General features: G+C 55.2%; 17 protein-coding genes and 3 pseudogenes. 7 read left to right on the top strand and 13 right to left on the bottom strand.

Annotated elements, in window-relative coordinates; all coding sequences use genetic code 11:
- Positions 1-257: 257 nt before the first annotated feature.
- The 5 genes and pseudogenes from FFM53_RS32990 to FFM53_RS32970 all read right to left on the bottom strand — a co-directional run bounded on the left by FFM53_RS32990 (position 258) and on the right by FFM53_RS32970 (position 5,431).
- Positions 258-1,733, bottom strand: a complete 1,476-nt coding sequence (locus tag FFM53_RS32990) for an efflux transporter outer membrane subunit (protein ID WP_138333852.1) — start codon at positions 1,731-1,733, stop codon at positions 258-260.
- 626 nt (positions 1,734-2,359) lie between these two features.
- Positions 2,360-2,661 (bottom strand): annotated as a pseudogene (locus tag FFM53_RS32985) (integrase core domain-containing protein); the annotation flags it as partial.
- A gap of 64 nt (positions 2,662-2,725) precedes the next feature.
- Positions 2,726-4,324 (bottom strand): asparagine synthase-related protein, encoded by a 1,599-nt coding sequence (locus FFM53_RS32980; RefSeq protein ID WP_138333853.1) that lies wholly within the window; start codon positions 4,322-4,324, stop codon positions 2,726-2,728.
- Positions 4,325-4,397: 73 nt separating this feature from the next.
- The gene (locus FFM53_RS32975; RefSeq protein ID WP_017958612.1) at positions 4,398-4,556 is read right to left on the bottom strand and encodes a hypothetical protein; all 159 of its coding nucleotides are present in this window, start codon (positions 4,554-4,556) and stop codon (positions 4,398-4,400) included.
- 308 nt (positions 4,557-4,864) lie between these two features.
- Entirely contained in the window at positions 4,865-5,431 is a 567-nt protein-coding gene (locus tag FFM53_RS32970; RefSeq protein WP_138333855.1) for an acyl-homoserine-lactone synthase, read from the bottom strand.
- A gap of 568 nt (positions 5,432-5,999) precedes the next feature.
- Here FFM53_RS32970 and FFM53_RS32965 point away from each other — a divergent pair.
- Both FFM53_RS32965 and FFM53_RS32960 read left to right on the top strand, forming a co-directional pair.
- Positions 6,000-6,695: a protein rhiA gene (locus FFM53_RS32965; RefSeq protein ID WP_138333857.1), complete on the top strand. Its 696-nt coding sequence runs from the start codon at positions 6,000-6,002 to the stop codon at positions 6,693-6,695.
- Positions 6,696-6,926: 231 nt separating this feature from the next.
- Positions 6,927-7,403: a tail fiber protein gene (locus FFM53_RS32960; protein ID WP_017958615.1), complete on the top strand. Its 477-nt coding sequence runs from the start codon at positions 6,927-6,929 to the stop codon at positions 7,401-7,403.
- 750 nt (positions 7,404-8,153) lie between these two features.
- Here FFM53_RS32960 and FFM53_RS32955 read toward each other — a convergent pair.
- Positions 8,154-8,897: a helix-turn-helix transcriptional regulator gene (locus FFM53_RS32955; protein ID WP_138390653.1), complete on the bottom strand. Its 744-nt coding sequence runs from the start codon at positions 8,895-8,897 to the stop codon at positions 8,154-8,156.
- 359 nt (positions 8,898-9,256) lie between these two features.
- On the opposite strand from FFM53_RS32955, the pseudogene FFM53_RS32950 reads away from it, so the two are divergent.
- A pseudogene (locus FFM53_RS32950) lies at positions 9,257-9,367 on the top strand (IS6 family transposase); the annotation flags it as partial.
- A 25-nt stretch (positions 9,368-9,392) separates the two neighbouring features.
- Here FFM53_RS32950 and FFM53_RS32945 read toward each other — a convergent pair.
- Complete coding sequence (locus tag FFM53_RS32945) at positions 9,393-10,043, bottom strand: outer membrane protein (protein ID WP_138333924.1); 651 nt, start codon at positions 10,041-10,043, stop codon at positions 9,393-9,395.
- Positions 10,044-10,961: 918 nt separating this feature from the next.
- Here FFM53_RS32945 and FFM53_RS32935 point away from each other — a divergent pair.
- A pseudogene (locus tag FFM53_RS32935) lies at positions 10,962-11,170 on the top strand (SfnB family sulfur acquisition oxidoreductase); the annotation flags it as partial.
- A gap of 317 nt (positions 11,171-11,487) precedes the next feature.
- A complete protein-coding gene (locus tag FFM53_RS32930; protein WP_017958620.1) occupies positions 11,488-12,345 on the top strand; it encodes a calcium-binding protein in 858 nt (285 codons plus the stop codon).
- A gap of 717 nt (positions 12,346-13,062) precedes the next feature.
- Here FFM53_RS32930 and FFM53_RS32925 read toward each other — a convergent pair.
- From FFM53_RS32925 to nodD1, 6 genes are all read right to left on the bottom strand, one after another.
- Positions 13,063-13,548 (bottom strand): MaoC family dehydratase, encoded by a 486-nt coding sequence (locus tag FFM53_RS32925; protein WP_138333862.1) that lies wholly within the window; start codon positions 13,546-13,548, stop codon positions 13,063-13,065.
- Between the two features lie 77 nt (positions 13,549-13,625).
- Positions 13,626-15,452, bottom strand: coding sequence for a glutamine--fructose-6-phosphate transaminase (isomerizing) (gene glmS / locus FFM53_RS32920; RefSeq protein WP_138333863.1), 1,827 nt, complete (start codon positions 15,450-15,452; stop codon positions 13,626-13,628).
- A gap of 590 nt (positions 15,453-16,042) precedes the next feature.
- Complete coding sequence (nodL, locus tag FFM53_RS32915; protein WP_138333865.1) at positions 16,043-16,615, bottom strand: nodulation O-acetyltransferase NodL; 573 nt, start codon at positions 16,613-16,615, stop codon at positions 16,043-16,045.
- 378 nt (positions 16,616-16,993) lie between these two features.
- Positions 16,994-18,205, bottom strand: coding sequence for a beta-ketoacyl-[acyl-carrier-protein] synthase family protein (locus FFM53_RS32910; RefSeq protein ID WP_138333867.1), 1,212 nt, complete (start codon positions 18,203-18,205; stop codon positions 16,994-16,996).
- Positions 18,206-18,484, bottom strand: a complete 279-nt coding sequence (locus FFM53_RS32905) for an acyl carrier protein (RefSeq protein WP_138333869.1) — start codon at positions 18,482-18,484, stop codon at positions 18,206-18,208.
- Positions 18,485-19,144: 660 nt separating this feature from the next.
- Positions 19,145-20,077: a transcriptional regulator NodD1 gene (nodD1, locus tag FFM53_RS32900; RefSeq protein ID WP_138333871.1), complete on the bottom strand. Its 933-nt coding sequence runs from the start codon at positions 20,075-20,077 to the stop codon at positions 19,145-19,147.
- 257 nt (positions 20,078-20,334) lie between these two features.
- Here nodD1 and FFM53_RS32895 point away from each other — a divergent pair, with 257 nt between their 5' ends.
- Positions 20,335-20,925, top strand: coding sequence for a NodA family N-acyltransferase (locus FFM53_RS32895; RefSeq protein ID WP_017958626.1), 591 nt, complete (start codon positions 20,335-20,337; stop codon positions 20,923-20,925).
- A complete protein-coding gene (gene nodB, locus FFM53_RS32890) occupies positions 20,922-21,572 on the top strand; it encodes a chitooligosaccharide deacetylase NodB (RefSeq protein ID WP_138333873.1) in 651 nt (216 codons plus the stop codon). Before FFM53_RS32895 ends, nodB begins: the two co-directional genes overlap by 4 nt.
- Positions 21,573-21,585 lie beyond the last annotated feature (13 nt).

Here is a 21,585-nt window from a genome sequence, read left to right as displayed (position 1 = left end):
AGAACGCCTGGGATGAACACCGGCTACGCCGAAGTCAGTTTACTCGGAACACCATTATATTCGGTCGGCGCAGAGAGCGTTCTCGGCAGGTCGGAAATCTGGCATCCTGGCTCCCCGTGTGGTAGATCCGACTAGTTTTGCTGGGCGAGCGACCCACCGCAAAAGAATGGCATTCTTATCGAGCCAGTCACACGGCGCTCGCTCCCGGAACATTGATACTTTATCCTCGCGACACGGGTGGTGTCATAGCCATCAGGTTAAAACATCCCGCAATGCAACGCTCGACTATTGCGAGTGGGACCGGACGTTTGCATTTGCTGCGACACCCGTGAAGCCTCCACCCAGGGCGACGCGACCATGGGAGCCGCAAAACGACCGCCGATTGCGACATTCAACTGCACGTGATCCTTGGCCAATTTTTGGATTGCCGTAGCGAGGCTTGATTGAGCGCTGGACACCTGCCTTTGCGCGTCGAGAACATCGAGCAGAGACGAGGCGCCATCCTTGTGCGAGTCCACCGAAAGCCTCAGTGTTTCTTCGGTCGTTTCCACTTGCCTGTGACGTGAGTTTACTGTGCGAACGTCGCGTCGGACGGCTGTCAAAGCGTCCTGAACTTCCTGCACAGCTGTCAGCACGGTTGATTTCCAGCTTATGTAGGCTGCTGCCGCGGCCGATTTAGAAGTCTCCACGTTTGCCCGTAAACGGCCGCCGTCCAGAATCGGGAGGTCAAGGCTCGGCCCGAAGGACCATTTCGAGATATCGCCGCGACGGCCACGCTGATTGATGTAGGAAGGTGTGATCGAGCCGGAGAGCGTTATCGCGGGATAAAGCCGTGCTTCCGCCACGCCGATCTTTGCAGTCGCCGCGGCGAGATTCCGCTCAGCTTGGCGAATATCGGGTCGATTGCGAATAAGATCGGCGGGAATGCCGGCATTGATCTTTCCGCGATAGACCGGCTGCCCTTCGTTTTTCTGCAGTTGCTTGACCACCATTTCCGACGGCAAGGCGATGAGGGTCGCAATGTGATGAGCCGACACGCGGAAATTCAGTTCCAGACTTGGTAATTCGGCAATCGTCGACTGGACAAGCGCTTCGGCCTGCGAGACATCCAGCCGGGAAGCTGCTCCCGCTTCGAGTTGAAAATTCGTGAGATCGTAGGTCTCCTGGCGCGACTTCAGGTTCGCTCGAGAAATGGAGACGCGCTGCTGGTAGTACCGGGCGTCGATGTAGGAGGAAACAAGATCTTTGATTAGAGCCAGCTTTGCGACGTCGACAGCCGCATGCGCAGAATCAAGAGAAGCAAGTGCGCTTTCGGTGCTGCGCCGGTACTGGCCGAATACGTCCAGCAGCCCGGTCAACGATAGTTGCCCCCCGGAGATATTCTGGGTGCTCGTGACATCTCGCGCTTTGCAGATCGTGTGTGATGCTCCAAAATCAAGGTTGGGAAGGCCCCCGGCGCCAGTGATGGTGACGTCCGCGGCGGCGGCATTAATCCTTTCGAGCGCCTGCTGAACACTAAGGTTCTTATCCAGGCCGGTGGCAACGTACTGGTTGAGCGTACGATCTGAAAAGGAATTCCACCATGCCGACACCGCAACATCGCCGACGCTCTGTTTTGCACCCTCGGAAAACTTCGCCGGTAAAGGTGTTTCCGGCGGTGCAAAGTCGGGCCCGAGCATGCAAGATGACAAAAGCAGCGGCAACACCGCAGCGGCTAGACGGAGCGAATGCATTTCAATCAACCTCGATTACAGCACAATTCAAGCCAAACCCGTTTCGCCTGCCCGAAGAATGATGCAAGCGCACAATTGCCGACGCAGTCGATCGAGGCGAAGAATTCGAGCGTGAGACTACGAAATCGCGTGCAGCCAAAGCAACAAGTCTACAACCGTTGTCCTCCCCCATTCGACTAAATTTGTAATAAGTCGCCAGAAAGCCGGCCAGACTCCGACAGGAAGCCTAGAATTTCGGCGCTTTGGGGGAGACGCTGGCTTATGACACCTTTGACGCGTCCAGCAGGCATATTTCGACGGACACGTTAGATGCCCAACCGGTAACATGACGTCGATTTGAGGCGCGCTGTCTTGCGATTGCAACCCACAGTGACGGAACACATCGTTGCGCCATATCCCGGATATGCTTGCAGCGGCTGTCCTCGACATATTTTGGAGTTCTTCGATTTCACCTGTTGTGACGTCATACCGTGATTGATTGATGAGACTTTTCCGGGGAATCCCCGGCACAACGATGCTGCTATCGGTCATCGCCAGACCACTCAGCGGTATCGCGATCGCAGCGCGGGCGGACATTGCAGGAAGGCGACGATTCGGCGTGTACCCCTTGACCTGCCACTGAACTTTCAGCCAGCGGCGACTAGAGCCCCGGCGTTTTTGAATACGCCAATTGGCGCGGTGTGAGCAACCGGCGGAAACGCGAAGTTTTCATCTTGCGCAGCGTTGGAGCCGGTTGCGGCGATGGTCCCGGCAAAGTCTGCTGGGGTTTTGTATCCGAGCGATGAGTGGCCGGAAGCGGTTGTAATCGTCCGCCCATTCAGCAATGGCGCTTCGGGCATGATCGAGGCCCGAAGAAAAGGCTATCGTTGAGCAGCTCGTCGCGCATGCGCCCGTTGAAACTCTCGACATAGCCGTTCTGCATTGGCTTCCGAATTGTAAGGGACCTAATTGCCGGCATCTCGAAATCCCGCCGCATTAGCGGGTGATCTCCTTCAAGTTCCATCAATTCGCCGGAGCATGTGTTCAACGTTAATTGCGTGGAAGATAAAGCCGAGTTCGCTAAGCGGAGAATCGTATCGGATGTCGTCTATTGTGGCGATCAGCCGGTCAGCATCGATCAGTCCCAGTTCATGCAGCAGGCAACGACGGGATAATTGATTAGTGATCTCGCTAGCACCGATAATCAGCGAGCCGGTCAGATAGTGTTCGAAATTTTCTCTTATAGAAACGCCGAAGAACCGTTTCGGATATCCAAGCCGTTCCAACATCCGGCGATGCAGCGCCTTTTCGTGCCTCCAGGCTAAAGGCAAACTCCGATAAAATCGTACGGCTTCTGGCTGGGCGAATGGGCTAATTGGCCATATGCCATGGCTCGCAAACAAAGGAGCCTGCGCGGCGTGTGCCTCCAGTACCGAGATCGGCAGAATAGGAAAGGGTGCCCGATCGCAGCATGCTGCATAGTCGGGCAATCGGCTTTTGAGCACCAGCGTCATGGCGGAGGGAAGGATCGCAGGAAGGAATGCATCGCTAATATTACGAGCGATTTGCTCGTGACTTTGTTCGAAAGCATGGGCCCTTAGCAACTCATCACCGCCTGTACCAGTTGCGACCGCCCGCGGGGCTGAGGCAGTTGCGAGCGACTTCAATAGTTGATGGAGGGGCCGCTGCAGATCGGCATTGTAGGGAGCGGCGACGTAGTCGCTACTCACTTCGAATCCACACGGAACCATTGGTATCGTGTCAACACGCAGCGTTTGGTCGTGAAAGCCAAAGTGCTCGATTGCTATTTCGCGCCGCGAAGTCTGTTGACTTCGAGCTTGCCCCTCGACCTCCAAGGCATAGGTTTGCAGGGCGTCAGGATGCTGCCCAGCCAAAATGGCGGCAACGACTGCCGAATCCAATCCTCCGCTGAATTCGCTAGCAGTGAGGGTGGGCGTGAGCGGCCAGCGACGCAGCAGGGTGTCGATCAAACGGCATGCTGCGGCTGCAACATCGGCCTCATCCACAAGCGGGGTCGGGATGAAATACGGTGCCGGAGGGGGATATTTCGTCTCGACGGCTCCTGTCCTGCTGATGCAAAGCGACGCGCGCTCCGTCAGCATGAAAACACCGCGAAACATCGTGGTTGTTGCATAGGGGAGCGTGCCGACAAGACGCAGGCCAGTTCGGTCCGTGTCGACGTCGGCGAGGGTCATGCCCGAATAAAAGTCCGCTATCGACCAGGAGAGATCAATGCGCTCGCCGCTGACCTTCAGATAAAGTGGCGCAACACCTCCATGTCCGGCGCTGAAGGTCACCGTGCCGGAATGGCGGTTGATCGAAATTGTCTGATAGTCCAATGGCCATTGCCCCAAGGCACAGAAATCCTGCGCTCGTTCTATCGGCCAATCCCTGAGTGCCACAAGCTGCCCATTCGCTTCGGCGGAACGCTCGCGGCAGATCAGGATGATTTGATCAGTAGTGTCCCACCGGAAGCTTTCGAGCAAAGGATGGTCTAGGATCTTGATCGAGATGTTGGGGTAGGGCGGCGGGTACATCGGGGGCTCAGCCACGCACTCGAGATGACCTCGGTCAATCGTTCCCTTGAACATGGGTGATCGCTTAGTTGATGAAAATCTAAAGGGGCAGTGACCGCCGCCTTGGCGACGGTCACACGGATGAAACTTAAACGTCCAGTTTGTCCATGTCGCCTGGCTTGCCCCCCTTGATCATGGCAGCAATTTCTGTGGTCGAAGGGGTCGGTCCGACGCGCGGCGCCTTGGCAAACACGCTCAACTCGCTACCGATGAGATTAACGGGCTTGCGGGTGGTTGTCGTTTCCATGTTATGACTCTCGGTTGGTTGCTTTCCTCGCCGTCCCCATAAAGGGATGCCAATGACGCGAGTGACTGAGGTACACTGACTGTCCCATGCCGTTCTAGGGGGCATAGGCTGCGGAATCATTAGGCTGCAATCGATCCGGGCGGCTACGTGACTGGCTCTCTGACCTAAGCATTGATTGCGAAGTAGCACCGCTTGTGCAAAAGAAATCCAGGCGGGACTTGTGTGCGCCGATGAGCCGGACTGGCGGCGAATTGGTGACCAAAACTCCCTGAGCCGTAAGGTTCAAACATCGAGCGGAATTTCCTATGCTAGCTAGTTGCCTTCAACGTCTGCGGGGCGGACGAGGGGATGACTTCGAGTGGCACGACTAATTCGTTTTCGAAAATGCTGGGCTCTGAGAGTATGTGTGTTTGCCACCCGTTGGCGCGCAAGGAGTTTATCAGCTTTGGATGCGTCTCGCCGATAAGCGAGGTGATGCCGGCAACGCGGCAAAACTCCATCAACCCGATCATTAAAACCCGCGATACTCGAACCCCGTCAATCCTTTCGTCACCGCTTGCAACCGCCCACCGCGTCCATTCGAAAACGTCGTGCGACCTTGGCCACTTTTGACCTCGCATGATTTGCGGGTAGACGCTTGAAAGAAGATGTGGCTGCACCGTAGGAAGGAGCCGAGAATACCCGATCACCGCATCGTTCTTGAGAACGCTAAAATGAATAGCGCAATCGTGATCAAACTGATCTATTTCCCGTCTATCACTCTTGCGTAATGCCTGCCATCCACGTCGTTCCACAAATTGCTGGTGTCGAAATCGCCAGATTTTCTCCATGAGCACGGAGTTAGCCCGAGAGTTCCCAATGCAAATCTTCATCATCGCTCCCTGCCCCCGAGGATTACCATGCGCGATTTTTCTGTCCTTCAAAATGAGTAGAAATACTCATTTCTGAGTTAGGTCGCGGATGTTTGACGTCCTTCGTCGCGCTACCATGGTTTGAAATCAAATAATCCGCGCGGCATAGGAAATGGCGGTAACGGAAATATCAGCCAAAACGGGCTTAAGAATGCCATCATCCCGTACCGCTAGAGTAAATTTGCAGAGCATACGGTGTGCGTCAAAGACGCCTAAGGCTCGATCGAGCCGGCTCTCAGGCCGCTTTTCGTTTGATGGGATTGCGTTAGAAAATCATCTCGGCCGTGCTTATCTGCTACCGACCAAATAGGCATCGACCGCTCTTACCGTCCCGGGTCTCGGGGGCATGACTATGGGTTAATGGTGGTCTGTCAGGGAGTATATCTACTCATTTACGTCACCCAGAAATACTTATAGCTGAATTGGTGTCTCCAATAACACTCGCCTCAGTTGGAGCTGGGCCAAGGAGCGGTCCAAACGATTGGATCAGTCCTGGCGTGAAGATAGAAAATCAGCGGAAAGGGAGAATCAAATGTCCTTGCATGTCAGCTACGTAGACAAGGAAATGACGGATCATGCCCGTGCATCACAGCCGGGAAGCGCGGCGCTTGCCCAAGGAACGCAATATTCGTTGCTGTTGAAGAATCAATCGGCGCAACCTTGGACCTTCTACGTCTATCAAAAGATGCCTCAGCCTGTTGCCAATGTCTTCTCCTTGGCATGGTTCTGCTCTCCGTATCAAATTCGGGTTGGCAATCAAATCAAATTCACTTGGGAGCTCGCCTATAACTTCGTCTGGAGCGACACGGGACACCTGATTGCTGGCGTGGACTTTCTTGCCTCTGGAGTGGAGGACTGCAGCCCCAGCGGGAGAAACACCACTACTTTTTCATTAAGTGATGGACCTGGCCTGACCGCGCCGATCAAGGGTGATCCTGCAGGATCACTGGTCATCAACGATGCTGCCAATGTGCCAAACAACCGGTTCTCCGTGGGCATCGGCATGTCCGGAACAGGAACTTATGTTGCACAAGCGGGCACCAATCTGCTCCACACGTTCACGCCGACTCCGAGTTATTGGATTGCGGCGGGAACGAATGTGACCATCGGCTCGGTGCTCAGTATCGACACGATCACCCAGACCAAGGAAGCCAAGTTTCCCTCTGCCGTCTTCAATCTCGTAGGCGTGCTCCAAGACGACAATACCTGGGATGTCAACCCGGCTTGATGGCAAGGTGAATTAGCATCAGCTCCGTCCGTCAGGACGGAGCTGATGCAGGGGAGTGCCTGTTGTTGCTGATAATTGGCATTCCTTCCCTCACACATCAATTTGACCGAGGAACCAAAGATGTTTGCAGGGCCTCCAATCGGTGCGGTGTGTCCCTTTGCGGGGCAAGTTGCCCCTATCTCGAGCTCGGTTAATACAATCTGGAGCAACACACCCTGCGCAAGCTCTGGCGTGGCTGCGGGTACAAATGCGGAAGCTCCGATCAGCTACGTCGAAGCCCAGGGATGGATGCTTTGCGATGGACGCTATCTCAGGGCAGCCGCCTATCCAGAACTCTACGCCGTTCTCGGCGGACTCTATGGAGAGCGGAATTCCACGGCCGATCTGGAATTTCGGATTCCAGACTACCGTGGGCTGTTCCTGCGCGGTTTCGATTCCGGTGCCGGTATGGACCCTGACGCGAAACGACGGCTAGATCCAACTGGCAATAATGTTGCAAACGTTGTTGGATCACTCCAATGCGATGCTCTGCAAGTTCATGCGCATCCCTATGAGATAACGACGCCGGCGGGAATTTCGCAACAGGGCAGTGCCGCCGGAACTTCCATTTCAAGCAAATCGACAGGTTCACCGGAAAATCCGGCACGCACAGCTCTTGAGACGCGTCCCAAGAACGTGGCCGTGAATTACCTGATCAAGTTTCGGTAACTTGAAAGGGGCGCAGATCCTTTCATTCGATTCAGAGACATCGGTCCGGAAGCGACATCTTGCCGGCCGGCAAAAGAGGAGAAGCCTAATGACTGCTACTTTGAGAGCTTTCGGATGCCTAGCTGCTTTCGCTCTGACCTTCACCTTAACGCAGGGAGCCGCGGCTGAGGAGCACCAAAAAGGCAAGGTCGCAGCGAAGCCCGTAGAAACTGGCGTTGTGATCCGCGGCATCACGCTTGCCGGCCCGGTTGGAAATCCGGGAACGTCAACCGGGAAAACATGCGATTTCAGCGGTGAGCCCGTGGATCCATCCGGACGTTTGGAGGGGGCAAGCGTCAACTGCAGGCCAAGTGGCAACCGGGCGAATACATTGCCAGGGCTTCCCGCACGCTTTAACGCGTATTGCGTGATAAATGCGCCGGTCAAAAGTGCGCGGCTAATCCAAGCTGCCCGACCAGACAATGCCAACCACTGCGATCTGTCGGGGATCACCCCGAAAGACGCGACTGGTCAATTCGGGGGGGCCGTCTGGCGGTAGGCGGCCATTGGACGACTTCTGAGGAAACAAATTCAAAGCACGTCCTCGCAGCCATCCAATGGATGCTCTCTGCTCGACCTACCGAAAACTGTGTTGCGCCTGTCTATCAATTCAGGCGCAGATTTAGCATTTCAACGGGCTACCATCAGATCATGATCGCTGTCGTGATCCAACAGGCCCGATCCTTGAAGTGGCCGAAAACTCCATATATTTCAGCGAATGATCCTGAGACGAAAGCTTTCGGCAATCATCTGGGGTGTATTAACCACATTGAGTTTTCGCTGGATGTTCAAAATGACATTTTGAATGGTTCGATGGGATCGTCCGAGAATCGTTGCGATCTCTATTGCTGTTTTGCCTGCGGCACACCAATGGATGATTTCGCGCTCTCGCGTTGTGATCATGGGTAAGGCCTGAATCTTTCGACTGACATCATTCCCAATTTGGGCGCGGAGCAAGCTGTGCGCGTAAGCCGCCATCAGATAGAGCGCGCTTCGGTCGCAGGTTGAGAGCTCTACCCTTTCCGCTCCAAAACTGACAATCGATTGAAACCCGGCGGCAGTGTGTAAAGGAACGCTAAAGCCGTCAATCAACTTGAATTCGCGTGCCTCATTCATGACCCGACGGCTCTGCCGAGCGAGTTTTTGATCTCGCAGAGCTTCCGACCAAACAAATGCGTGATCACATGTCTTGCTAAACTGCACTATGGGGTCGGCGTGGACATAGTTGTTTTCACGATAGCGATCAAACCACCCGGCTGACCAATTGCCCAAAACGAAATAGGGATCAATTCGCTCCGGAGGCGAGGGGATGCCGGATATCGCGAAATAACTAAACCCGAAATATTGTGAAACTTTTCCAATTAAGAGTAACACATCGTCTTTGCTCTTTGCACTGGCTGACTCTGACAGGAAATCGAACACCAGATTCGAGACCGCTGAGGATTCTTCCTTCACGACAACCTCCCGGTTCGGCGCAAGATTAACTTCGTCACATCTAAGCAGTAAGTGCCCAGTTCGGTGGGCGGCTAAGTCTGAAAACCATATTAGATACCCTTGATATATACAACCCAAAAGCGCATCTTCCAGGCGGGATCGTCGTCGGCAACCGTTTGGCGCCGCTCGTCTGAAAAACAATTCGAGCCGTCAATTTTAACCGAGTGCGTCAGCCCGATCGCTATAGCTTGGCATTCACTCGGAACCGTACGGCAGACGACTGACAACTTCGAAGCAGGGCCTGTCGCAAATTTTGGCGCGTAACGGTATGTGGACCATGGGACGAGAGATTGCCCCTCCGAAAGTTGTGGAGCGAGCCGATGATTCTGAATGCTATTACCGAAAAGCTGAAGCGGCAATCGATGGCTGATTTCAAGGGCCGGCATTTCGAGGCATGGCCGATCGTGCGGGCGGTTGCCTGGTATTTGCGTTTGCTCAAGGCTTCAGACGAGTTCGTCAGAAGCGAAAGTTAAGGCCCGCCTTAATTACATTATCGTTGAGGTTGGACTTCGAGTTGATGCCTCCGCTCGGGGTCGGGACGGCGTTGTTAATGACGTAGTTATACTCGATCTTTGCCGACACGCCGCCCGAAAACGCGTGCTCGACGCCGCCACCGAAGAGGTAGCCTTGTTTCCAGCTATCCGGTCCGGATATCCATTTGTCCGATCCGGATACGAGGCGGCGGCCCTCGAACTCGGTCGTTGTGACGCCCGCGGTGCCGTAGACGAAAGTGCGATCAAAGCCCAGGCCAGCCTTCGCTTTCGCGGCACCGCGGAAGCGGCTTTCCACGTTGCCGCCGGGCACACGCACTTCGTTATTCAAGTACGAGCCTTCCAGTTCTGCGCCGAAAACGCCCGATCCGGCCTGGAAATTGTAACCTACCTGAGCGCCCACCGCTGGGGCGCGACCATTGTTGAACGGGTTGAATTTGGAGGCCGCGACACCTCCGTGAAGACCGGCGTAAGCCCCGGCCCACGAGAAGGTTCCCGGTGCGTCATAAGAGGGGACGCTCGGAACGCTGTGGTCAGCTAGATCGGCCGCCGACGCGCCGCATGCCATTAGGGTCGAGACGCCTAGGGCGAAGATTTTTCTTTTAATTAGCGACATAATAACCCCATAACGAGCGAAACTAACATCCGGTGCTGGGCTGGACGCCCAAAGGTCTGCAAACTCCGCCTGACCCCCGGAGAGGGCATCATGAGCTTCCATGAGAAAAGCCAGATCGCTCGACCGGATCAAGTTTCGCATCGCGTCCGTTGGGTCTTGTGTGGACCCGACGCTCTCCGGCACATAGGAGGCGTTGTCCCTGCTGTGCCGGAGCCTACCTCCTGGACCATAGCCCCCGACGTTCCTCCCTGCGACAGACCTTCGCCTGTTGAATATTTCAGCATTGTCATACCTGCTTTCATACGCAGACTCTCTACAATTACCCGATTTAAGACAAGAGACGCAGAGGATATATTTAATAGTATATTCGTTAATGTTATGCCAAAGAACGGTAATGCATTGATAGTTCACCATTTAATGGAAAACTATACGGAAATATATTTCCACATATATTCTGGTTTATTTTCCAGCTCGTGGCACCAGCATTTGCCGCGCCAACAAACTTAGGCTCGCACAACGAAAGCGCGACTGTAGCTGAGCTTATGCCACGACAGAATTCACGACGCTCGTCCGGGCGGCCAGATCCGCAGAGCGTCCCTGCAACTCCTGGTCCAGGAGCCTGAAATCCGCAGTGATATGATCGTCGATCAGCCAATGGGTGGGGCCAAGCGGCTGCCGACCTGCGGTGCGATGCCCGATCCCGAGGCCGGTTCAGCCGTCTGGGCAACTCGCAAGTGAGGGGTGAGACGCCCGTCCGACTCCCACCCCGCCGTGTTGGGCTCACCGTTGGTGGAGAAGCGTGTCATAGGGACGCGTCGGGTCGGCTTGAGGATATTCACAACATTGACGGCGTCGTCGGGACCAGTATCTCGGCGCTGTTCCTGCTGGTGATCAGCATCGCCAATTTGTTCTTCCTGAACCGTTGCGGAAGCCCAGATCGTTACCGCCGAAGCGAAGATACTCTCCACCGAAATCGCGATTGCGGCCACCAACAAGTTGTTCGAGCTGGCAGGAACGCGCGCAACGCCCGCACCCATACTCTGCACGACCCGGTCCGCTGGAAGTATGCCATTTTGGGTAAGTATTTCCTGAATGGCGAGAAGCCACCGCTCCATGCCTGGAACTGAGGTTTTCGATCTGCAAAGCACCCTGAGATCAGGTGCTCTGCAGATTTGTCTGCAACGTATACGCGGGAGGAAGCTTTCACCTTCGTCAACGAGGTGTCGCGGACATTGTTGCCACTGCTTGGCCGCCGATTGTCATAGCTCCAAGTCTTTTTCATATTCTGCCGGCCATCTACGAAGGGCGCACAGTCGTCCGGAGATAAACACTTCGGCATCCATCATTCAAATCCTTCAGATCAAATCAATGGATTTCACTAATAGGCTCTTAGAAAACATAAGGGGTGCTGGCAGCTTCGGCTGCCTCATAAGGAGTATATGTGATGATGATCAAAGGCACTGATAAAAGCCCCTTTATTATTAATGGATCCGATGACGACGACACAATCTATGGACTCAATCGCAATGACTGGATCAAAGCCGGCGGCGGCGATGATCTGATTTGGGCTGAACGCGGACACGACAGGATCGAGGCCGGTCCCGGCCATGACATCATCTGGGCCGGGGATGGCTCAGACGCTATCCATGCTGGTGATGGTGACGACCTCCTGTATAGCGACGGCTCATTCGCCGCCTTCAACCCCTTCGAAGTGCACCGCGTAATACCACATAGCGGCGAGAGCGACGACTGGCTCCACGGCGATGACGGGAAGGATACTCTGGTGGCTGGTGACGGCGCAGATGTTTTGGCTGGCGGCGAAGACGCTGACGCCTTCGTGTTTCGGTTCCACGATCCTATGGTTGGAACAACGCACTGCTATACGACTGTGAAAGATTTCGACCCGAAGCAAGACCGTTTTGTCATGGACGCCGATCACTTCGGTAAAGGGGATCTGTTTGGCGCAAATTTCATCAACCACTCGAAGGGTTTCCCGGGCCAATTTGTGGACACTTTCTACAATGGCAAGGCCGCGAACGCGCACGGTGAGCACGTTGTGGTAATCACAGATCGTGGGTTCACGTCTAGCTCTGCCGCCGCGACCGCTATTCACGGGGAAGCCCGCGGTGACATCATTGTCTACTATGATGAAAAAACTCTCGGTCAGGATGGCAAAACTCACGGTGCGACACTAGCCTATGTCGATTCCGCGAACCACGCGCATGCCTTCGCTCATGTCGACAATCTGCACGACATGTCAGATCTTACCTCGTTTACGGGGGAAAATTTCGGCTTCATTTAATTCGAAGACCCGAGGAGCGTTCCACCCTTGGGGCGCTTCTCTTTTCCAACGTGGCGCAGTACGGAAATAGAAACGACGTAATTTTGTGATCGAATGCACCGGCACGTGAACAAGGTCCAATGGCCGGTCGCGTGCTGTCCAGTGCCGGCGTTATTCAACCGAAAAGACGCGACCCTGGTCGAGAGGATCGTGAGATGCTGGCGAAGTTGCCCTGCTGCTGAAGACCAGCGTGGTATCAGGAGCGACGCCTGCGTAGCGTCCTCTTCTGTACAGGCCCGCGAAGCAATTTCATCTTAGTGAAAGTCCGCATTGAGGGCCTTAGCAGGATTACGTCCCGTTTCATGGCTGCATGGCGAGGGGCCACGCGGTCACATCCTTTTGGTAGCGGTGCGTCTTCCGTCGAGGAAGGTTAACAGTGCCGTCGTCAACATACTGGCGTTGGCGACAGGCTTCGGTGATCTGCCCGGCCGGAAATGAGTAACCGCCATTACTTCAACAATCATTTACGTTGAACGAGCCTGGTGATCTCGCTGATAACGTTATGTCGCGCATGATGCCAGTCTGCCGCCTTGCTTGCGGCGCAAGTCTAGTCAACCGGCTGAAAGCAATAGGCGTTCGTAAGGGGCGATCGTAAGGGAAAACAGACGCTCAATGCGAAAAAGCGCCTAGGTCCATGGCGGTACTATCCGTAGACCAGGCAACTGGCGCGGGCTGGCGTCAAATCCCTTTAGGCCTGTCGTTTGGGTCAAACTGAATGATCGTGATCCAATTGGCGGTGAGTGCCGGTCGGCTCTCGTTCTCGATCTCGACCGTCACCTCGTAAGTGGTCACCAGCATGCTTGCGCCGCGAAATTGACATTCAGAGAGAACGAAGCGACCGCGCACACGGCTGCCGGTCTTAACCGGTGACATGAAACGCACCCGGTCTAAGCCGTAGTTAAGGCCCATGGTCTGCTCGCGGATCCTTGGCATACCGCTGAAGTTCATCGCCGACAGAAGCGAGAGCGTCAAGAAGCCATGAGCGATAGTGCCACCAAACGGGCTTTCGACTGCCGCGCGTTCCGGGTGCACGTGGATGAATTGATGATCGTGTGTCGCATCGGCAAAGAGATCGATTGTAGTTTGATCGACGGTGATCCATTCGGATTTGCCGAGTTCCTGGCCAATTCGCGACGGCACGTCGGCGAGCGAAAGTTCGTGCATACGACCTCACTTATTTGATGTTTGATCAAGTCGTGGATTTTCTCGGAGGCGAGTTGCGATTTAACCAATCGTCACAATCATTCGACTGTGACTGATTTAGCCAGATTCCGCGGCTGGTCCACATCCGCCCCCATGACAACCGCCGTGTGATACGCAAGAAGCTGCAGCGGCAGAGAAAAGATCATCGGCGCGATAATCTCCTCAACATTAGGCAGCACGATAGTGTGCATTGTGGGGAGTTTCGAGATCGAAGCTCCCGTCTCGTCGGTGATCAGAATGATACGGCCGCCGCGGGCGGCCACTTCCTGCATATTGGAGACAGTCTTATCGAAGAACCGATCATGTGGCGCGATGACGATGACTGGCATATTTTCATCGATCAGGGCGATCGGACCGTGTTTTAATTCTCCCGCCGCATAACCTTCAGCATGGATATAGGAAACCTCCTTGAGCTTCAGCGCACCTTCCATGGCCAATGGGAAATTCGTGCCGCGGCCGAGATAGAGCACGTCGCTATAGTGCGACAATTCCCGTGACAAGAGCTCGATCTTCGGCTTGATGTCGTTCAGCACCCGTCGCATAACGCCAGGCAACGTCGCCAGACTTTGGACGAGCGCCTGTTCCTCGTCGTCCGTGATTGTGCCCCGCGCCTTGCCTGCGCCGATGGCTAGTGCAGCGAGAACAGCAAGCTGGCAGGTAAATGCCTTGGTAGAAGCAACGCCGATCTCTGGCCCGGCGAGGATCGGAAAGATGGCATCTGCCTCGCGGGCAATAGTTGATTCTGGGGTATTGACGACAGCGCCTATTCTCAGACCTTGTGCTTTGCAATAGCGCAGCGATGCAAGCGTGTCAGCCGTTTCACCAGATTGAGAGATGAAGAGCGCTGCCGACCGCGGAGACAACGGGATTTCGCGATAGCGGAATTCAGAGGCGACATCAATTTCAACCATTAACCGTGCGTAGCGCTCGAACCAATATTTGCCAACCAGCCCCGCTAGATATGCAGTGCCGCAGGCAGAAATTGCGAGGCTCTCAACCCTGGCAAATCCGATGTCGGCTGCAATGGCTATGACATGATTTTCGTTGACATCGATGTAGTGACCAAGAGCACGGGCGACGACCTCGGGTTGCTCGTGGATTTCCTTGTCCATAAAGTGCCGGTGATTGCCCTTGCAGACCAGGTCGGCGGTAGCAATCGATATGTGCCGCGGGCGCGTAACGACTTTGCCTTCGATATCGAAAACTTGGACATTCACTTTGCCTACAACAGCCCAATCGCCATCGTGCAGATAAGTGATGTCATTGGTGAACGGAGCAAGAGCGATCGCGTCGGAGCCTAGAAACATCTCACCATCGCCATGGCCTATCACTAATGGTGGCCCATTGCGCGCTACCATAATGGTCGCGGGATCATCCTCAAACAGGATGGCAAGAGCGAAGGCGCCCTTGACGCACTTCAACATGGCATGCATTGCCTCAAGGCATCCCATGCCATCCCGACGGAATTTCGTCAGGAGATGCGCAATCACCTCGGTGTCCGTGTCGGTCTGGAACTTGGCCCCTACCTCCGCCAATCCGTCCTTCAGCTCGGAGAAATTTTCGATGATGCCGTTATGAACAACGGCTACGCCATCGGCAAAGTGCGGGTGAGCGTTGCATTCTGTCGGTGCGCCATGCGTCGCCCAGCGCGTGTGGGCGATGCCGACGGTGCCGCTCAGGGGCTCTTTCTTCAATCTCGTCTTGAGGTTCCCGAGCTTGCCTTCTGCACGGCGTCGGTGCAATTCTCCCTCGAAGATCGTAGCAACGCCGGATGAATCATAGCCGCGATATTCCAGCCGCTCCAAGGATTCGATCAGCCGCTCCGACACGGGCTTATGTCCCACTATGCCAACAATCCCACACATGCTCGTCACCCATGTCCCAAGAGCCCCCGACCGTAATCAGGAAGGCGGACGCCGCTCGGTGCGTGTCCTCCAGCGCGTGCTAATAACTCTACACAGATTAGTAAAATTGATTGTTGCGATAGCTATCATCCACGTCATGGATGCTTTGTACTCAGTAGGGTCGATTGACGCTGTACGCAGCGAATGATGCCTTCTCCAAAGTGCAGACTGATAAGCTCCCGGGTGTTGGGCGCCTGCCTCTGAAAATGTTCGAGCCAACAGGAATTGGTATTTGCCGACGACATGCCGCGCGCATGTCCATTCGACACGACCAATTGTCTTTCATCGTGCGCACGGACTGAAAGGCAATTCGTTTTTCTGCAGGTGAAGCGGTATGTGTCTGCGGGTTGACCCTAAGTCGTAATTGCTCCTTTGCATGCAAACGCGATCACGAATCGGTCAGCAGGACTGCCCAGCCGCATTTGCAAGGAGGTTTGCGTCAGAGTGAAAGTGCCGACGGTTGGAACCGCAAGGGCCATGGCGGCCCAGAAGTTCCGTTCGCACAAGTAAAGAAACGACCCCTTACCACCGGATTGCCCCAACGCCTGCTTTTATGATTTCGGCAAGCGTCCCCCAGCCTTGACCCGAGCTGGATTTCCCATGGCCGTGCTTCCTGCAGGAACATCTCGCGTGACCACACTACCAGCGCCAACGACAGCGTGATCGCCAATTGTCACGCCCGGGAGAATGATTGCTCCACCGCCAATCCAGGCGTGCCTACCAATGCTGACAGGCCGTCCCAACTGCAGTCCAGCCTGGCGCTGCTCTGGATCATGTGGATGGTCCGCAGTATAAATCTGCACAGCAGGGCCTATTGCGGTTCCGTCACCGATAGTTACCGCTGCCACGTCAAGAATGACGCAGTTGTAATTGATGTAGACCCAAGCTCCGATCCGGATGTTAAACCCGTAATCGCAGTGGAACGGAGGACGAATAACCGCTCCAAGCCCGACTGCTCCCAATCGTTCTAAAAGGAGCGCATTCCACCGCTCGGCGGAGTCGCCCAGCGTGTCATTATACCGCTTCAACCAAGCCCCGGTGAGGAGCAGCTCGGCTTGGATCTCGGGGTCCGCTGCGTTGTACATTTCGCCTGCCAGCATCTTCTCTTTTTGGCTGCGTGTCATCGTCACTTCTCAGATCTTGTTAGCGGGAGGACGGTACTTGAGTGCGACTACTTCGCGATCAAGCTAGCTGGCACCTGGCACGATATCGGACGCAGGCGGAGGTGGAATTGATAGTAACACTCCTTGTTCGTGGCAGAAAAGGATGAGGCGTCAACTTTAGTCGACCGGCGAGCCGAGTGAGAATTCCGGCGACGAAAATAGTCAGGCTCCAGCTCCCCGCGACACGTGGTGAAAGCGGAATAGCGTGGCTGCGCAACATTTTTCAGATGCGCGAGTATCTGGGGAATTGCAGCGAAACCTCGCTGACGGGAATCGGCGGCGCCTGCTTCAGGCATTTGAAGCTGGCCTTACAAGGGGTCAATCGTGACGATCTTCACTTCATTGCACCTGCTTGAACGCAAGCACAGCATTCATGCCGCCCATGGCGAAGGCGTTGCTCATGGCCACGCGCACCCTGCGCTCCCGGGGCACATTTGGCGTGACGTCCAGATCACAATCGGGGTCTGGCTCGCGATAGTTGGCGGTGGGCGGCACGACATCTTCTTGGATCGCCATCACGCAGGCTATCATTTCGAGCGCACTTGCTGCCCCGAGGCAGTGCGCGTGAGTGGATTTGGTAGAAGAGATGGAGATCGATCGAGCATGGTCATCAAAGACGCGCTTAATCGCCGTCGTTTCGATCTGATCGTTGGCCTTGGTGCCGGTGCCATGGGCGTTGAGGTAGTCTACGTCTTCGGGATTTAAACCCGCATCAACAAGGCAGGCGCGCATCGCCGCCTCTGGCCCATGCACAGCTGGTGCAGCGATGTGGTAGGCATCGGCGGAAAGGCCGATGCCGGCGACCTCGGCAAGCATCGTTGCACCGCGGGCGGCGGCATGCTCATAGCTTTCCAGCACGGCCATGCCCGCACCCTCGCCCAAAACTAGTCCTTTCCTGTCTGCGGAGAATGGCCGACAAGTATCTGGAGCGAGTACGCGCATTGCTTCCCATGCCTTAAGCACGATCCACACGAGTGGCGCGTCACTTCCTCCAGCTAGCATAACGTCGGCCCTACCGAGCTTGATCTGGTCTACCGCTGAAGCGATCGCGTGGTTGGCCGAGGCGCAGGCGGAGGTGGCACCGAAGACTGGCCCCCGCAGCCCGAGGTTCATGCTTACCTGACAGGCAGCCGCGCTAGGCATTGCCTTTACCCCAGTGAATAGCTCAGTGCGGGTCGCGCCGCCCAATAGGAGGGTGCGGTAGGCCTTCTCGGTAGCGTCCCATCCGCCAAAGCCAACGCCCACTGTCGCGCCGAAACGGTGGGCATTTCCTTCATCGCACGAAAGGCCGGCCTGTAGCATGGCTTCTTTAGCTGCAAGCACGGCAAGCAGGCTGAAGCGGTCCATGGAGATGAGCTGCTTGCGATCAATGTCGTGTTGAGGCAGCACCTTGATCTCGGTCCCGATCATCCCCTTCAGCTCATGAATCTCTGAATTTGAAATCGGGCCGATGGCGGAGCGGCCTTCGCGCATCTCCGTCCAAATAGAGGAAGCATTGGTGCCCAGTCCGCACAGTCCGCCCAATCCGGTGATAACGACGCGCCTGTCCATTCAGACCTCCCTAGTGAGCAAGCCACGGACGGCTTCCACCACGTCGCCGATATTGCTGAGGTTCGACCAGGCATCTGCCGTATTCATCTCGATCTTAATGCCGTAGATTTGCTCCAGATCCCAAAGGACATCAGCCAAACCCAGCGAGTCGATGCCAAGCGAAGTCAATTCAGTGTCAGTCGTTATTTCGCCGAGCGCTACGGTCGTTCTCGCGCCGTTTTCAGCTTTGACGAGCTTATTGATCGCACTGATAATTTCCAGTGTGAGTTGATCAGCCATTTGTATTCCTTTCCATCATGCCTAATTTCGACAAGCCGACGGCCTTGCGAGAAGGCTCGATCTAAATGCTGCTAACATCGGAAGATGTTCCGGCTCGTCTGCGAAGTGACGACAGAAACCGATAAACTTACCGGAACGTCATCGCGCGGTTGCCCTGCTATGGATCATAGGGAACGATTGGTAAAATTGATTGTGTGGATCAAAAGCATCCACGCTATGGATTGCGGCTCGGCCATTGCCGCAGCTGAATTCATGCGCCGGCGAAGTTGCAGACCCTCCAGAAAAAGCGTGATTACGCGGATCGAAAGTATTGAGCTTTGGCCGCTCTCCCGGGCCAGCGCGTTGTCAGTGCGGCGCAGGGAGCATGTGCGGGAGGTCGATGAGCTCGCCGCGGCGTGATGCTGGTTTTCAGCAATGAGCCGAACATAAGTGACAGGAATAAAGTTTTGAATCACTTTTGCATGAGGCCAAGGAAAGCATACAAATGGCACCTTCTCAGGTTCAAACGATCTCTCGGCACAATCGCTTCGATTGGTAGATGAACTGAGGCAGTGGGGGCCGCCTGTAGCGTGATGCCTCGTTTGGGGACCGAATGCATCGGTTCCAATGATCAGCGCCCATCTAACTACTGGGCCTGTGAAATGAACCCGGCGGTGCCGCTTACGACGCACAACTTTCCATCTCAGATTCCATGCGCGAAGCCTCTTTGATCATAATCTTGCGCAACCATATGTTTCCAGGATCAGTGTTGTGAAGAGCCGGCCATTGGACAGCCTCAGTGAACGAAAGAAGTGGCAAAGGATGCTCGATGATCCGTAAGGGGATAATTTGTTCGTAATGTTTGACCAGCCGGAGCGGGATGGTTGCTATTCGGTTAGTGCCTGACAGCAACGGCGGGATCAAGTTAAACCCCGGCACGACGAGTTCAATACGCCTCTTGAAGCCGTGCTCCAGCAATAACCATTGCTCAACAGAAGGCTTAAGACCACGTCCGAACTTAGCCGCAACATGCCCCATGGACATATATTGCTCCAGAGAGAGCTTCCCTGGCAGCTGCTCGTTCGTAGGGCAGCCGACACACACCAGTTCCTCTTCGAAAAGCCTTGCTTTCGGATGGGCGCCAGACATGAATAAATCCGGAAGGATCAGAAAATCAACATCCCCACGGCGGAGAAGCTCCTCCGGATCGTCGTCAAGCGGCAGCAACTCGAAGCTGACCCCCGGCGCCTCTCGAGCTAAGCGCAAGATGATCTTGTCGAAGAAGACCAGTGTCATGAAGTCTGAAAGGATAATTCTGAATCGGCGGTCGGACTCCGCGGGGTTTATTGGATCCCATGCGATGACGGAGAGCTGAATATGCAAGAGAGCATCGCGAACAGCGGGGGCGAGTGCCTCCGCACGCGGGGTCGGAATTAGCTCCCGTCTCTGCATGATAAAAAGCTCGTCGTTGAAATAGGCGCGCAACCTGGAGATGGCAGCGCTCATGGCGGGTTGGCTGAGGTTGATGCTGCGTGCCGCTGCTGTGAGCTTGCGCTCGGTCATTAGAGCGTCGAGCGCTACAAGAAGGTTGAGATCAAGGCCTTTAAAACGCATGAGTGTATATCCATTCCATAGATGATTGCCATCCAAACAATCAATTTTACCAATCTTTCGGATCACTTATAGAAAAGCCGGAACTTGATCAATATCAAGGCCGGGAACGAAAAATCGAAATGCCGGGCAAGGGCCCGATTTCAATTCTTTACTTCTCCTAACCGCTCGATTGTCTAACCGGCAATCCAATAGTCATGCGCAACAATCTCGCGCGGCTTTGATCGTGGCTGGGTGAAGGACCAACGTGGAGCTTTTGCATGTCTTCTGAAGTGCGATGGAAAATATGCTGGGAAAATGAGCTGGAAGCTTCAGACCACGCGGAGCTCGCTGATTTTTTTTGCAAGACCTATGGGCCGACGGGAGCTTTCAATGCCAAGCCGTTCGAGACTGGCCGAAGCTGGGGTGGTGCGAGGCCCGAACGCCGCGCAATCGCATATGACTCGCGCGGTGTCGCTAGCCACATGGGCTTGTTACGCCGCTTCGTAAGGGTCGGTACGACTGATTTGCTTGTGGCCGAGCTAGGCCTGTACGGAGTGCGACCGGATCTAGAAGGATTAGGCATCGCTCACTCGGTCCGCGCTATGTTTCCGGTTCTGCGCGAGTTGAGCGTTCCATTTGCTTTTGGAACAGTTCGCCACGCCATGCGGAATCACATGGAAAGATACTGCCGAGACGGAACCGCCAATATGATGACGGGGCTGCGTGTGCGCTCCACGCTTCCAGACGCGCATTCCGACCTGCCAGCCACGCGCACTGAAGATGTCCTCGTATTGGTAGTTCCCGTCGACCGTCCGATGACTGAGTGGCCTGCGGGCTCGTTGATTGAACGAAACGGGTCGGAACTATGAAGCGGCCTGCCTATATGAGCGAAGTACCGGTCAATCACACAAACGGACCGGAAGATCGCTGCGTTTACTTGACGTTCGATGATGGTCCCAATCCATTCTGCACGCCGCAAATCCTTGATGTTCTAGCTGAGCACCGCGTCCCGGCAACATTTTTTGCTATCGGTTCCTACGTGAAGGATCACCCGGAACTCATTCAACGCCTTGTGGCGGAAGGTCATGATGTCGCCAATCATACCATGACGCATCCCGACCTCGCCACCTGCGATCCCAAGGATGTGAAACGTGAAATAGACGAGGCGCATCAAGCTATTGTCTCGGCCTGCCCCCAAGCCCAGGTCCGGCACTTACGAGCGCCTTACGGGGCGTGGACTGAAGACGTGCTCTCAGCATCGGTGAGGGCTGGACTTGGAGCCGTTCACTGGTCGGCCGACCCTAGAGATTGGTCTTGCCCGGGCACCGATGTGATCGTTGATGAGGTGCTTGCTGCTGCTCGGCCTGGGGCAATCGTACTTTTGCACGACGGGTGTCCTCCCGATGAGGTTGAGCAATGCTCGCTCGCCGGACTGCGTGACCAGACGCTTTTAGCACTCTCTCGAATTATTCCGGCACTGCATAGCCGCGGATTCCAAATTCGTTCACTTCCCTGAAACACTGGACAAA

This window comes from Rhizobium indicum (genome assembly GCF_005862305.2).
Classification (GTDB): Bacteria; Pseudomonadota; Alphaproteobacteria; order Rhizobiales; family Rhizobiaceae; genus Rhizobium; species Rhizobium indicum.
This window is presented reverse-complemented; position numbering and strand designations above follow the sequence as displayed.

Coding starts and splice junctions, on each gene's coding strand:
- nodD1 (WP_138333871.1), bottom strand. CDS start 20,077: ATGCGTTTTAAAGGCCTTGATCTCAACCTTCTTGTAGCGCTCGACGCT.
- FFM53_RS32930 (WP_017958620.1), top strand. CDS start 11,488: ATGATGATCAAAGGCACTGATAAAAGCCCCTTTATTATTAATGGATCC.
- glmS (WP_138333863.1), bottom strand. CDS start 15,452: ATGTGTGGGATTGTTGGCATAGTGGGACATAAGCCCGTGTCGGAGCGG.
- FFM53_RS32965 (WP_138333857.1), top strand. CDS start 6,000: ATGTCCTTGCATGTCAGCTACGTAGACAAGGAAATGACGGATCATGCC.
- FFM53_RS32970 (WP_138333855.1), bottom strand. CDS start 5,431: ATGATGAAGATTTGCATTGGGAACTCTCGGGCTAACTCCGTGCTCATG.
- nodL (WP_138333865.1), bottom strand. CDS start 16,615: ATGACACGCAGCCAAAAAGAGAAGATGCTGGCAGGCGAAATGTACAAC.
- FFM53_RS32895 (WP_017958626.1), top strand. CDS start 20,335: ATGTCTTCTGAAGTGCGATGGAAAATATGCTGGGAAAATGAGCTGGAA.
- nodB (WP_138333873.1), top strand. CDS start 20,922: ATGAAGCGGCCTGCCTATATGAGCGAAGTACCGGTCAATCACACAAAC.
- FFM53_RS32910 (WP_138333867.1), bottom strand. CDS start 18,205: ATGGACAGGCGCGTCGTTATCACCGGATTGGGCGGACTGTGCGGACTG.
- FFM53_RS32975 (WP_017958612.1), bottom strand. CDS start 4,556: ATGGAAACGACAACCACCCGCAAGCCCGTTAATCTCATCGGTAGCGAG.
- FFM53_RS32925 (WP_138333862.1), bottom strand. CDS start 13,548: ATGCACGAACTTTCGCTCGCCGACGTGCCGTCGCGAATTGGCCAGGAA.
- FFM53_RS32945 (WP_138333924.1), bottom strand. CDS start 10,043: ATGTCGCTAATTAAAAGAAAAATCTTCGCCCTAGGCGTCTCGACCCTA.
- FFM53_RS32905 (WP_138333869.1), bottom strand. CDS start 18,484: ATGGCTGATCAACTCACACTGGAAATTATCAGTGCGATCAATAAGCTC.
- FFM53_RS32980 (WP_138333853.1), bottom strand. CDS start 4,324: ATGTTCAAGGGAACGATTGACCGAGGTCATCTCGAGTGCGTGGCTGAG.
- FFM53_RS32990 (WP_138333852.1), bottom strand. CDS start 1,733: ATGCATTCGCTCCGTCTAGCCGCTGCGGTGTTGCCGCTGCTTTTGTCA.